Origin of the sequence: Pseudoalteromonas sp. SR41-7, assembly GCF_014163935.1 — a bacterium.
GTDB classification, from domain to species: domain Bacteria; phylum Pseudomonadota; class Gammaproteobacteria; order Enterobacterales; family Alteromonadaceae; genus Pseudoalteromonas; species Pseudoalteromonas distincta.
The window spans coordinates 146,086-159,108 of the sequence record NZ_JACJEF010000009.1; the positions used below are offsets into that span (position 1 = coordinate 146,086).

A 13,023-nucleotide genomic window follows, 5' to 3' on the forward strand; every position below is an offset into this window, starting at 1 on the left:
CCAAAAACCCTTAGTAATAAGGGTTTTTTATGCTGGGCAATATTGCTTTAAAAACACATGATGGGGTGGTAATTGGCTTACGCGTTGCTCTATTTGTTGCTTAATACCGTGTAAAAAACGGGTGAGTTCTTCGTCGCTCATCATGCTGGCTATTAAGTGATGTTGATTAGGCTCAATACCTTGACCAAGCATAACTTGCACCCACGAGTCGACTCTAAAAATGTCGCCATCATCTAAAAATACACGGCCGGTTTGTTTAAACAAATCAATTTTATGCTGAAGTGTTTTTGGCACTTCCATGGCATTACAATGCTGCCAAAACTCACTGTCATCGCGATTAGTTACTTTGTAGTGCAGCACAATAAAGTCGCGAATATTTTCAATTTCGCTTTTAAGTTGTTTGTTGTATTCGTCAATGGCGTGATTGGTAATGCCATTAAACGGAAATAAACGCATAAAGCGAATAATACCCGACATAATTAAGTGAATGCTGGTGGACTCAAGTGGTTCAACAAAACCGCTAGCAAGGCCAAGCGCTAGGCAGTTTTTATTCCAGCCTTTTAAGCGGCGCCCTGTTTTAAATTTAATTATACGGGGCTCTGTAAGCGCCTCGCCTTCAATGTTATTTAATAATAGCGCTTTGGCATGTTCGTCATCCATATATTGGCTGCAATAAACTAATCCGTTGCCGACACGGTTTTGCAGTGGTATACGCCATTGCCAACCGCTTTTATGGGCAATAGAGCGGGTAAGTGGCAATACGGTATCGCTGGTTGATTTTGTTTGCACCGCAATGGCGCTGTTACACGGTAGTAAATGCGACCAGTCTTCGTAGCCAGTATGCAATGCTTGCTCTATTAATAAACCTCTAAAGCCGGTGCAATCAATAAAAAAGTCGCCGTTAATGTGTTCGCCATTATTTAAAATCAATGATTCTATATGGCCCGTTTTAGTGTTTTTTACTACTTTTTGTATTTTACCTTCAATGCGTTTTACACCTAATGGCTCTGAAAATTCACGTAAAAACTGCGCGTAACGCGTGGCATCCATATGGTAGGCATAGTTAATAGGGTTTTGCTGATTAAACGCAAATTTACCGGCTTTAGCCGCTTGCAGCTCGTAGCAGTAATCGCCAAATGGGTCGTTTATTCCAAGTGCTTTACCTTGCAGCCAAAAGTGATGAAATTCACCCGCCCAACATTCTTTGCCCGTTGCGCCAAATGAGTGAATATAACGCGTGTTTTCATCGCCCCAGTTTTCAAAGCTAATACCGAGTTTAAAACTGGCTTGAGTGGCTTTCATAAATGCTTGCTCGTTTATACCCAGCAATTTATGAAATGTCCGAATAGGCGGAATTGTTGCTTCGCCAACACCTACAGTGCCAATATCGTCAGATTCAACAAGGGTTATGTTTATATTGTTACCAACTAGTTTAGCAAGTGCCGCTGCGGCCATCCAACCTGCAGTGCCGCCTCCAGCAATTACTACGTTTTTAACAGCGTTTGTTTTAGTCATTATTTGGCTGCCCATTATTTGATAAAAGATGATTTAAAAGCGCGCGATTACTTGGCAGTCCATTTAAACACTGCGCTATTTTTTCGCGATTTTGCTGATAATAGTAATCCCCAGCACGTGGGTCGTTAAATGTATTTTGTGCAGATACTGTTTGTGTATTAAAGCCCATGCCATATAAAACGTATTGGTAACTGCTTGATGAAAACACTTCTTCGTTTTCAATAAAATCAAAGCGGCTAGGGGGCTGAAATTGCCAAAGTTTAAGTAAGTTTTGCAGGCGCTCGGGCGCGGTATTTAAATTACTAATATCTTGCCAATAAGGAGTGTCGTCGCGCTCGCTTAGCACATAATGAAGTTTTAAAAACTCAATAACGCGCTGCCAACGAGTGCTAAAACGCTCATTAAAACGCGTTTCAAGCTGGCTCATGTGGGTGCGGTTTTGCGGGAGTTGCTCGCTTATCATGCTAATTGAAAGCTCAACCATAGCAAGAGCTGACGCTTCAAGCGGCTCTAAAAAGCCAGCAGACATACCCACGGCAACACAGTTTTTAATCCAAAATTTTTGCCTGTAACCAGGGCTGAATTTTAATACGCGGTAGGTAAGTTGCTCAGCTTGTTGCTCACTGGTACTTTTAGCTATGTAGCTTTTTAGAGTATTTGTGGCGCTTTCATCACTTTGATATTTACTACTAAATACATAACCTGTACCACGGCGCGTTGGTAGGGCTATATCCCAAATCCAGCCGTTACTTTGCGCTGTAGATAGCGTAGCAGAGGCAATTGGTTGATTGATGTGTGCATTAGGTATTTGCGCCGCAACAGCGCTGTTATTAAATAAAATATGATCTTGCGCTATAAACTCACTATTAAAATGCTCACCAATTAAACGAGCACGAGAGCCTGAGCAATCTATAAATAAATCACCTGTTATATCGCCATTATTATTTGTTTTTAATGAAGCAATATAGGCATGCTCGTCGTTAATAACCTCGGTTACATCGTCAATAATATGTGTAACGTTTAGATTTTTAACACAGTGATTTTTTAAAAACTCAGCAAATTTACCCGCATCTAAATGATAGCCATAGTTGGTGACCGCTGCATATTCGGGTGTTTGTAATTGTTTTGGTGCAAGTGCTGCTTGGCATACAAAGCTTTGCATATTAACAACGTCGGCAAATTTTTGATCAGGTGCAATGCGTTGCCAGCTGGCGTGTAAATTAGTGTGCTCGTAGCCTTGTGGATTCATAAAAGGGTGGTAGTAGTTTTCTCCCTCGCTGAGGTTGCGCCAATTTATAAATTTAGAACCTTGCTTAAATGATGCGTCGCACTGGGTTATAAAATCAATTTCTTTAATGCCAATGCGCTGTAGGGTGTTGCGCATTGACGGCCATGTACCTTCGCCCACACCCAATATAGGCACGTTTGCTGACTCCACTAACGTTACATTAAGGTGCGGGTGTTCGGCAGCTAATAAGCCTGCGCTTAGCCAGCCGGCAGTGCCACCACCTAAAACGACTATTTTTGTTATTGGTTTGGTCATGAGTTAACACCCTAAAGTTGATAACAATTAAACTAGCATTAATACTGTTTTAAATACAAAAAAGCCGCTAGTAAAAACTAACGGCTTTGCTTTGTATTACCTTTAGAAGTTGTAACGCATACCAATATTGTAACGTGCACCTAACTGTTGTAAGTTCCACAATTGGGCTGACGTACGGCCATGTTCCCGGCTGTTTTGTTCAGTAATGTTAAGGCCTTCAACAAAAAACGATAGTTGTTCGCTGTAGTTGTACGCAACATTAAAGTCGATTTGATAATATTCTTCAGTAAAGCCTGGCTCATTTACGTATCGAGCTGCGCTATTTAAAAACTTATCACGCCAGTTGTAAGCAATACGTGCTTGAAAATCATCGTTTTCGTACATTGCAATAAAGTTAGCTGTATCGCTTAAACCCACTAGTGCAAATTGTGTAGTAGTAGGGTCGGCGTTTACATCAAAGTCGATGTCGCCATTAACAGTGGTGTAGTTTGCTTGAACACCAAAACCGCTTTCACCAAAAAAGTGCTGAAAGGCAATTTCGAAACCATCAATAGTGGCATTTTTATTGTTGGTAGGTACTTGTGCTGTAAATTCTAGTAATGGGTCATCGCTATTAGCAATTACATCGTAGGCGGCTTCAAACTCTTCGTAGGTCATAGAGTCAAAATCAACGCCATTTTCTGTTGCGGCAACCATTTGAAATAAGTTTGAATCGGTTAGAGCAAGTCCGCGAGATTCTAGCTCAGCAATGGCAGCTTGTGCGCGAGGGCCCGCTGTTGCATCGCGTAATCCGTAGTAGTTTTGTGTCATTGGTGTTAAACCAATAAAGTTTTCAATGTCTTTAGTGTAATAACCTACCGACACATAACTTGTTTCTGCAAAGTACCACTCAGCCGATACATCAATATTATCTGATTCAAGCGGCACTAAACCAGGGTTACCTGTTGACGCTGTAGCCGGTGAAGAACCCGCTAAAAGAGTAGGGGCACCTGGTACACCAACAGTCGCTGCTGAACTTAAGTTATCGTAAGTTGGGCGAGCTATTGTAGTGCTATAAGAAAAACGCGCTTTTACGTTTTCAATTACTTCTATGTCAAAGTCAAAGCTTGGTAAAAAGTGATCGTAGCTAGATTTAAGCGTGAAATCTTCTTTAGCTGAGCCAAAGCGAACATTAAAGTCGTTATTACCTTCCCATGCTACTGCGTTAGGTAAGTCGATATTAGCCGTTGAGGTAATGTCGGTAGACTCTTGGCGTGCGCCAATAACAATGTTGTATGGCATATCGCCAATGTAACCATTGTAAGTAAATTGCACAAACGCTGCGGTTATATCTTCTTCAATGGTGCGGTTAGTTGCAAATGCGCCATCGGCTGCAAAATTAAAGCCGTATTCTTCACCTGCCCAGTAACCAATTTGCGATGCGCTGCCGGTATAACCTTGATTGTACGAGCCCGATGTATCGTAGTCGTCAAACTCAGCTAAAAAGTTTGTTGGGTTTAGGTAGCCATCAGGTAGTTCGCCTGGGTTTTCGATACCCCAGTTACCCATTGTATTACGTGTAAGTGATTGCAGTGAATGGCTTTCCATAGAGCGAGACTCTATACCAAAGTCAATTGCGCCGTTTTCAATTTCGTATTTACCATGAATTCTAAATTCTGTGATTTCAGATTCTTGGCGAGCAAAGTTAGAATCTAAAATAGACGTACCCACATCAGAGGCATCTAACGTGTTATTACAATTTAGGCTATCTCGGCGGCAATCATCAAAATCGATACTCATTGATGGAAGCTCGCGGCTAAAATCAACTTCTTGTGCGTTAACTACGTTTGCGCCTAAGCCTGCGTTTACCCAGCTGCCGTAAGGTGCATCTGGTTTGCTAGTGGCTTTTGAATTGTGCGCATCAAACATAAAGCTCAATTCTGAATTGAAATAGTACTCAACGTTTAAACCAATAGAGTCGTTTTGGTTAACTTGGTTTAGCTCTTGAAACGCTAAACCTAAATCGCGTGTTTGCTGATCGCGACGTTCTTCTCGGTAATAAATAGGAGTTTTTACCGTGTTATCGTCAAATGTTAGCGCGCTTTTGTAGTTATCCATCCAAATTGATTGCTCAGCACGGGCTTCGAATAAATCTTGCTTAGAGTACGTGTAATCAAGCGTGGCTGTTAAATCGTCAATTGGGCTGTACTGCAGCGTTAATTGCGCGTTTGTACGAGTACGTTCTCTGTCGGCAATGGTGTAGCGCAAATCTGATGGCATTGAATAAAGCTGACCAACAGCGGGTGCATTAGTTAAAACAATATCGTCTGCTGCTTGTGGGATTGTGCCGTCAAAAGCAGATGTATTCCATTGATTTACAAACGCACCTGTTGATGAGCTATCGCGCTGTTGCATGCTTGCAGTTAACGAGGCACCAAATTTAGCTTCACTGTCGGTCCAGCTAATTAAGCCCGAAAGCTCAGGTGTTATGTCATCACCAACGCGGTTTGTTGAGTCGTGTAATGCTTTTACGCCAATGCTTGAAACAAAGCCTGGGTTGTCGAGCGGGCGAGCGGTATTAATATTAATTGTTGCGCCAATACCACCTGATGCAATGCTTGCTTTACCAGTTTTATATACTTCAACCGATTTAACGCTATCAGACGCTAAGTTTGCAAAATCAAATGCACGAGAGCTGGGTGTACCACCGCCTGCAGGCAAAGATGCCGCCGGCATTGTACGCCCGTTTAGGGTTACCATATTGTAGTCGGGGCCAAAACCACGAACCGTTACTTTAGAGCCTTCACCATTTGAGCGATCAATCGACACACCCGTAATACGCTGTAGCGACTCGGCTAAGTTGGTATCTGGGAATTTACCAATATCTTCAGCTGATATAGCATCTACAACACCGGCGGCGTCGCGTTTTAAACGAGTCGACTCTTTAATACTGCTTTTAAAACCAGTAACTTGGATTACTTCAACATCTGTATTTGCTTCTTGTGCATATACAGGCAAAGAGATTGATGCACCTAAAATCAGAGATAGGCTGGTCGCTATCTTTGTTTTTCTTACAATATGGTTGGACATTCGGTTTCCCTCGCGCTTTTATCATTATTATTAACAGCTTGTATGGGGCTGTTATTGTGTAGTTATAAACATTGTCAAATGTGTGGAAGCGCTTCCAGAAAGTTCTGTTTAAATAGGTTTTGTGGAAGCGCTTCCAGAAATGCTAGTTTATATTTTGAATAGGGTCAACTGTTGTTTTAATAAAATGAGACTAAATTGTTTTTAAAATGTATGTTTTTTGGATTTAATTTTATTTAAATCATAAATTACAATTGGTTATAAAAAGCCGTTTGCAATAGTGCTGTAACAACATTTTATTATAAGAAAACCAATTATTGATTAATTTAGTTATTTACACATTTTTATAAGGTGTTTAAATCAGCTTTTAATACTAGCTAAAATTAATAAATCGGCCGTTGGTCACTCAACAAAAAATAGGTACATTTGCTAACTTAGCGAAAATGCCGATGTAGTGATTATGTACAACGCAATTGATGAAAACGCATCAAGTGGCGGTTCTATCTCAGTTTATTAATCGGTCATTAAAAACCAGTAGTTGTTTAAAAAATCGTTAATTAAATCACTAAAAAGTAACGTAGTTTTTGCAGAAGATGGTTTAAAAATAAACTTATAAAGTATTGCGCATAAGGTGTTGCGAGTCGCTAGTTTTATCGCTATTTTAAAGGCTCTCTCATAGATGGATTTTATTATGCGCATTAAATTTTTAGCGAGCTTTTATTCTTTCTTCTTGTTTGCTCTGTTTGGTTGTGACGATCAAAGTATGGCAATTCAAGGTAGTCCTCAGCTAAATAATAATGTAAGTAACTCACCCTCTAATCTCAAAGTAAACACGCCTTCAGCAGCTCAAACACACGAACCCGCTTTAGTGGTCGGTATGCTAGCAACACATTGTAAAAGTAATGAAGCAGCCTACATTAACGCAAAAATGCATAAAGTTGTGCGTAACCCAGATGAAAATACAGCCTACAAGTTAGAGCCTACCGATAAAGTGCTTTCTATTTGTGTTGCAAAAGATGACTCATCGCTTAGTTATCGATTTGGTAGAGTTAATGACATAGGGCTTGAAAAAGAAGCTACACCAGATGCACCATTTGGTAGTTACTACAGGCAAGTAGGGCGTATTGGCGAGAGTATTTTATTTTTTAGTAACGGCGAATATCACTACTATATTATTAACTCAGGCGGTATGGGCAGCGGTGTAACCGTTAATGTTTATGAAAACGATACATTAATAACTGAGCTGTTTTCGGGTAATGATCCTTACGATGATTTTGTTATAGCAACCGATTTAAATTTCCCTAAAAAATTGGTTAGCGAAAAACAGCCATTTAATAAGCAAATGCAGTAAATAATGACTCCACAGCAGCAAAACGTTATAGAGCAAGGGCATTGGTTTAAAAACCGTAGCGCTTATTTAAAAAGCTTTTTATTAACGCAGGGCAAAACGCTCTCACTAAAGGCTCAGCAATCATTATTTTTGCGAGGTGATAAGCACGATGGAATTTATGCAGTGCTTAGCGGCGTGGTGCGTATTAGTGGCGTAAGTAACGAAGGCAAAGAAGCCGTATTGAGCTTTATTGATTCATCACTGTGGTTTGGCGAAGTTACCTTGTTTGATGGTGGCCTGCGCACTCACGATGTATATGCACAAACTGATGTTGTGCTTTTTTACGTGCCCCAACGCGCGCTTGAACAGCTATTAAACGAACAGCCACAATATTGGCAAGAGTTTGGTTTATTGCTGGCACAAAAGTTACGCCTAATGTTTACCTCAATGGAAGATCACGCATTACTAAGCGCTGAGCAAAAAGTATGCAATCGACTTTTAATGCTTAGCGAACATACAGAGCACTTAACACCGCTTGTTTTATCTCAGCAGCAACTTGCTGATATGACCTACCTAACGCGCCAAACTATTAATCAAATACTGCAACAGCTTGTTAGCTTACAAGCTATTAGTTTGGGGTATCAACGCATAACTGTTTTAGATAAACAAAAGTTACAGGCCCGTGCTACACAAGCTTAAATAGAGGCTGCTTTATTTAGTTGGAACCAAAATTGCTACATAATATGTAATGCAACAATGGATTTGAGCTAATGACTACAATAACCTTTAAAAATCAATATAGTAATTATAACTCTCCAACAGTAAATAAAGCGGCAGGTTCAAGCGAAGTTGCGGCAACTAATACCCTCCCTAATGAAAAACCAAATGGTGTTAAAGGCATAAGCTCAACGCCTAAAGATCAAACGTTTTTAGAAAGTGCCCAAGAAGCGCTGGTTTATCAGCGCTTAGGCGTAAACAAAAACAAGATAGACGAGCTAAAAGCGACAATAGAAGAGCTCACTAAAGAGCTACAAGGTCAGGGCACAGACCCTAGCGCAATTGCTGATAAAATAGAGGAACTTCAAAAAATGCTTGAGCAAGAGTATCAAAAAGGGCGCGAGCGAACGGATATGAAAGGTGAGCATGAGCCGGGTAAAATAATTTCTGCATTTGTTTAATTTACACAATGTCGGATACCTGACATTGTTGCTGTGCTTACTTTTGCTAAAGTAAGTTTTAAATATAAAAATAAAGGCAAAACAATGAAAACACTTCAACAGCAACTTGGTAAATATGGTTTATATCATCGTTCTAAACGTAATGTACTAACGCACTTTATTGGTATTCCGCTCATTGTATTTGCAGCGTTGTGTTTACTAGCGCGTATTCAAATCCCCCTTGGTAGTGTAGTAATTGATGGCGCACAACTTTTTGTATTAGCGTCGGTTGTTTATTATTTTATGCTGAGCTTTTCGCTTGGCTTTATTATGGCCGTGATATTCACTTTACTCCTTGTTGCTGCTCAGCCTATTGCGGCAATGTCGTTTTGGCCTTGGTTGAGTATTGGCCTAGGTGTGTTTGTATTTGGTTGGGTACTGCAGTTTATTGGGCACTATTACGAAGGTAAAAAACCAGCGTTTGTAGATGACCTAATGGGTTTAATTATTGGCCCTTTGTACGTAACTGTTGAACTACTATTTTTAATGGGTTTTTACAAAACATTAGAAGATGAAGTAAACGCGATAGCTGGTCCTACAAAGGCGTAAAATACTTTTCTAAGTACCTTAATAAAACTTAATAAATAATAATAAAAGGCAGATAACGCATGCAATATAATAATAAAACCGTGTGGATCACCGGCGCATCATCAGGTATTGGTAAAGAGCTTGCTATACAATTTGCCGAGCTTGGCGCGCGCGTTATTTTATCGGCGCGCAATGTAGATAAACTAAACGATTTAAAAGCAACGCTTAAAGGCGAAGGGCACTTAGTTGTGCCGCTGGACTTAGCCCAGCCAGAGCATGTACTGAGTACAATAACAGCAAACATGAACGATCTTCCTGCAATTGATATTTTAATTAATAACGGCGGCGTATCGCAGCGTAGCTTATTTTTAGAAAACGACTTTAACGTGTATCGCCAGTTAATGGAGGTTAATTACTTTGGCTTAATTGCACTTACTAAAGCTGTATTGCCTACTATGGTGGCAAGGCGCAGTGGCTCAATTGTGTCTATTAGTAGTGTGGCGGGTAAAGTAGGTTCAAAATTTAGAACGGGTTATTCGGGTTCAAAATATGCGGTGGTTGGTTTTATGGATTGCCTACGTGCAGAAGTAGCACAACATAATATTCATTGTTTAACAATTTGCCCTGGCTCTATTAAAACAGCAATTGCGCATAACTCACTAAACGAGCAAGGCATAGCGCAAAATAAACCAGAAGAGTCGATAGAAAATGGCATGGATGTAAGCGTAGCGGCTTCAAAAATGATTCGTGCCATTAGTAATAAAAAAGACGAAGTGATTATTGGCAAAGGTTTAAGTGGTTGGGCGCCTACAATTAAGCGTTTTTTCCCTACTTTGTTTAATCGCATTACCGCAAAAACAAACTATAGGTAGCGTCGTTTATTTCAAAGGCGTAAAATGCCGTAAATTTGATCAATTTAGAAAAGGATTCTAAATGAAGTATTTATGGCTGAGCCTGTTTTTTATTGTATTAATTTGGTCTGGTATTAACCCAAAAGATCAATTTACATGGCTGCTTGAAGTTATCCCCGCAATTATTGGTTTAGTGCTGCTAGCAAGTACCTATAGCCACTTTAAACTTACCCCTATTTTATATACATTTATTTTAGCGCATTGCATAGTGCTAATGATTGGCGGGCATTACACCTACGCCGAAGTTCCTTTTTTCGATAATCTATTCGGTAGCGAGCGTAATAACTACGACAAAGTAGGGCACTTTTTTCAAGGGTTTGTACCTGCACTACTAGCACGCGAAATTTTACTGCGCAAAAAAGTAGTAAATGGTCGAGGCTGGTTAATCACCTTTGTTATTTCGGTATGTTTGGCATTTAGCGCCTTTTACGAATTGATAGAGTGGTGGGTTGCAGTGTTAAGCGGCGAAAACGCAGAAGCGTTTTTAGGCACGCAAGGTTACGTGTGGGATACCCAGTCAGATATGGGACTGGCGTTATTTGGGGCTATTTGCTCATTGTTAATGCTTTCAAAAGTACACGATAAACAGCTAAAAAACGTTAAAGATTATTTATAGGCTATAGGAACGTTCTATAGAAAAGTTTATAAAAACATTGGTAAAAAAGACTATTAACTTATGACAGTAAACATTAGTAACTACTCAATTAGCACAGACAAAAGCAAACTTAACTTTAACGTTATTTATAACTTTATTGCTAATAGCTATTGGGCCAAAGGCATACCTAAAAGCGTGATGCAATCGGCTATTGATAACTCAATGTGCTTTGGTGTTTACAGCGCTCATAACGAGCAAGTTGGATTTGCCCGAGTAGTTACCGATAAAGCAACCTTTGCCTATTTAGCCGATGTATTTATTGCCCCGCACTTGCAAGGTAATGGGCTGAGTAAGTTACTTATTAAAACAATAGTAGAGCACCCTGAGCTACAAGGGCTCAGGCGCTTTTTATTAGCAACTTCTGATGCACATGGTCTTTATGCACAATACGGGTTTAAACCGATAGACAACCCCGCACTACTAATGCAAATAAATCCTGAGAATGTGTATGGTGATAGTAAGTAGAGAGTACTTTCTAAAGTGGGGTTATTATTTTTATGATTCACTATATAGCTAATTAGTAAGCTGTTTTTTGATGTTATAAACTTTTTGGCGGTAGATATTAATACTCTTTTAAATACGATATTTTTTCTTCATTGATAGAGCATAAGAAAGTACAAATAGAGCCACCCACCAAGCAGCAAATACCCACAATCCAGGCTTAAGTTCACACCATTCTTTAATGTTAATAACACCATATATAAACAAACCTAGAGAGATGAGTGGTAAAATAAATAAGGAGTAAAAAAGATATTTAATAAAGTTTGATAGAAGTTTTTGATACAGTTTATGCTCATTATCAGAGCGAAACTCGATCATTAAAAAAATACATTGTGAAGATATAAGCAAAAGTATTACTTGTAATAAACACCAGCCTAAAGCCGCCAAAATTGCGATCCATTGCATTGTCATTTTCGTTTTCCTTACCTTTTTACTTTAACAGATTGCTATAAAGCTATTGGTATATTTTACCTTTGTGTTTTAACCAACCACCAACATGATATCCGTTGGGATCTTTATGGGTCCAGTGTACTACGGCCACTTTTTTATTCCACTCATACTCTCTATAAAATTGAACATTATCACTTTTCGAAATCAATTTAATTTTTGGGGCTAGGTCAATGTTATGTGCGATTAAAATAGTAATGCTGAACTTAATTTAAGAATAAACTTTTGATGACGCCAGCCTTTATTATCGACGTTTAATATAGGAATCTTTTCGTCAACGACTGAGCATTAACGGATGAATATCAAGCGTCTTAGCAACCTTCTTTATCAAGACATCGTCTCGTAAGCTTAGTTCGACTGCTTTGATTTTGAAATTAACTGGGTAAAACCGTGTCTTTCTAGCTTGAGTATATCTAGGCATTTTAGTCTCCTCATAGTGATGAGGAGGTGTCCACTAAAACGGGTGAGGAGCAGTCCTTGTTGATTTGCCTTGTTATATGTTTATTTGCTGGAGTAGTGCTCAATAGAGTTCCTAAGCATATCCTCATACATTTCAATATACTCTGTAATATTAGCTTCGAGGTTGTTTGGGGATGATTTATCAAGAATGTTTTGAGCATTGTAGCAAGCGGTAGCAAATAGCATTGAAGAGCTTGCTTGAGACATTGAAGTCTCAGTTTCAACTTCAATCGCTTTTTCTAAATACCGGCCGACTACTTCTTCAAATTTTTCATCCATACTCTGAACATTCCCTAAACATATAATAGCTTTATCAGAGGACACTTTCCTCTTTTTATGAGCAAAGTATGTCCTCTTAGTTATTTTTAATAGTAATAGCAAATCTTGTAACACATTGCGAGTATTAAACTTTCAGGCGGGTTGTTCTTTTAATGATATGCACAAATGAGGAAAACGTCCTCATTTTTTGACTTAGGAGGAAAAACGCCAGGGCGGTACATAAATGGAGCAATTACATATTTAAAATGAAAGCTAAAAGCCTTTTTAAATGATTTAACAGCCACTAAAAAACGGCGGCGATAATGCAAGTAACCGCTTCAAGTACACTTGTTTGTGTAAGCATATTATAAAAGGTGGTTTACTGGTGGTGGAAGCTGTAAAAACGAGGTCATTAATTATTTACTAAACGTGTCTACCTGCTATTAAAGTAATGCTGACACGCTTAAGTATACTGATACCAATCGACTTAAATATTTAGCCTTTCTAGCGTGCTAAATAAAGCGTTAACGGCGTTATAAATTTCTCATGTAGAGCAACTACATGTCGAAATTTATGCCTTGTTATCCCTCTAT

General features: G+C 39.2%; 13 protein-coding genes and 1 pseudogene. 7 read left to right on the forward strand and 7 right to left on the reverse strand.

Translation table 11 applies throughout. From position 1 onward, the window contains the following. Nucleotides 1-27: 27 nt before the first annotated feature. The 3 genes from H5092_RS13695 to H5092_RS13705 all read right to left on the reverse strand — a co-directional run bounded on the left by H5092_RS13695 (nt 28) and on the right by H5092_RS13705 (nt 6,127). A complete protein-coding gene (locus tag H5092_RS13695) occupies nt 28-1,515 on the reverse strand; it encodes a tryptophan halogenase family protein (protein WP_182733721.1) in 1,488 nt (495 codons plus the stop codon). Then, a complete protein-coding gene (locus tag H5092_RS13700; protein WP_182733722.1) occupies nt 1,508-3,058 on the reverse strand; it encodes a tryptophan halogenase family protein in 1,551 nt (516 codons plus the stop codon). The genes H5092_RS13695 and H5092_RS13700 overlap by 8 nt, the downstream gene beginning before the upstream one ends. A 102-nt stretch (nt 3,059-3,160) precedes the next feature. Continuing rightward, nucleotides 3,161-6,127 carry a TonB-dependent receptor gene (locus H5092_RS13705; protein ID WP_182733723.1) on the reverse strand — a complete coding sequence of 989 codons (2,967 nt, stop codon included), beginning with the start codon at nt 6,125-6,127 and terminating at the stop codon, nt 3,161-3,163. A 676-nt stretch (nt 6,128-6,803) separates the two neighbouring features. Here H5092_RS13705 and H5092_RS13710 point away from each other — a divergent pair. The 7 genes from H5092_RS13710 (at nt 6,804) to H5092_RS13740 (ending at nt 11,230) form a co-directional block, all read left to right on the forward strand. Continuing rightward, nucleotides 6,804-7,475, forward strand: coding sequence for a hypothetical protein (locus H5092_RS13710; protein WP_182733724.1), 672 nt, complete (start codon nt 6,804-6,806; stop codon nt 7,473-7,475). Between the two features lie 3 nt (nt 7,476-7,478). Then, nucleotides 7,479-8,153 (forward strand): Crp/Fnr family transcriptional regulator, encoded by a 675-nt coding sequence (locus H5092_RS13715; RefSeq protein ID WP_182711610.1) that lies wholly within the window; start codon nt 7,479-7,481, stop codon nt 8,151-8,153. A 71-nt stretch (nt 8,154-8,224) separates the two neighbouring features. Further along, nucleotides 8,225-8,632 carry a hypothetical protein gene (locus H5092_RS13720; RefSeq protein ID WP_182733725.1) on the forward strand — a complete coding sequence of 136 codons (408 nt, stop codon included), beginning with the start codon at nt 8,225-8,227 and terminating at the stop codon, nt 8,630-8,632. Nucleotides 8,633-8,716: 84 nt separating this feature from the next. After that, nucleotides 8,717-9,220, forward strand: coding sequence for a DUF962 domain-containing protein (locus tag H5092_RS13725; protein ID WP_182733726.1), 504 nt, complete (start codon nt 8,717-8,719; stop codon nt 9,218-9,220). A 59-nt stretch (nt 9,221-9,279) separates the two neighbouring features. Beyond that, on the forward strand, nt 9,280-10,071 hold the full coding sequence (locus H5092_RS13730; RefSeq protein WP_182733727.1) for an SDR family oxidoreductase: 792 nt from the start codon (nt 9,280-9,282) through the stop codon (nt 10,069-10,071). Nucleotides 10,072-10,132: 61 nt separating this feature from the next. Next, complete coding sequence (locus tag H5092_RS13735; protein ID WP_076925943.1) at nt 10,133-10,726, forward strand: DUF2238 domain-containing protein; 594 nt, start codon at nt 10,133-10,135, stop codon at nt 10,724-10,726. Nucleotides 10,727-10,786: 60 nt separating this feature from the next. Then, complete coding sequence (locus H5092_RS13740; protein ID WP_024597908.1) at nt 10,787-11,230, forward strand: GNAT family N-acetyltransferase; 444 nt, start codon at nt 10,787-10,789, stop codon at nt 11,228-11,230. Nucleotides 11,231-11,338: 108 nt separating this feature from the next. Here H5092_RS13740 and H5092_RS13745 read toward each other — a convergent pair whose 3' ends face one another. From H5092_RS13745 to H5092_RS13760, 4 genes and pseudogenes are all read right to left on the reverse strand, one after another. Beyond that, nucleotides 11,339-11,677 carry a hypothetical protein gene (locus H5092_RS13745; protein WP_024597909.1) on the reverse strand — a complete coding sequence of 113 codons (339 nt, stop codon included), beginning with the start codon at nt 11,675-11,677 and terminating at the stop codon, nt 11,339-11,341. A gap of 43 nt (nt 11,678-11,720) precedes the next feature. Continuing rightward, on the reverse strand, nt 11,721-11,864 hold the full coding sequence (locus H5092_RS20890; protein ID WP_232007048.1) for a DUF3465 domain-containing protein: 144 nt from the start codon (nt 11,862-11,864) through the stop codon (nt 11,721-11,723). Between the two features lie 126 nt (nt 11,865-11,990). Further along, nucleotides 11,991-12,134 (reverse strand): annotated as a pseudogene (locus H5092_RS13755) (IS3 family transposase); the annotation flags it as partial. Between the two features lie 80 nt (nt 12,135-12,214). After that, on the reverse strand, nt 12,215-12,451 hold the full coding sequence (locus H5092_RS13760; protein WP_024600116.1) for a DUF3144 domain-containing protein: 237 nt from the start codon (nt 12,449-12,451) through the stop codon (nt 12,215-12,217). Nucleotides 12,452-13,023: the final 572 nt, after the last annotated feature.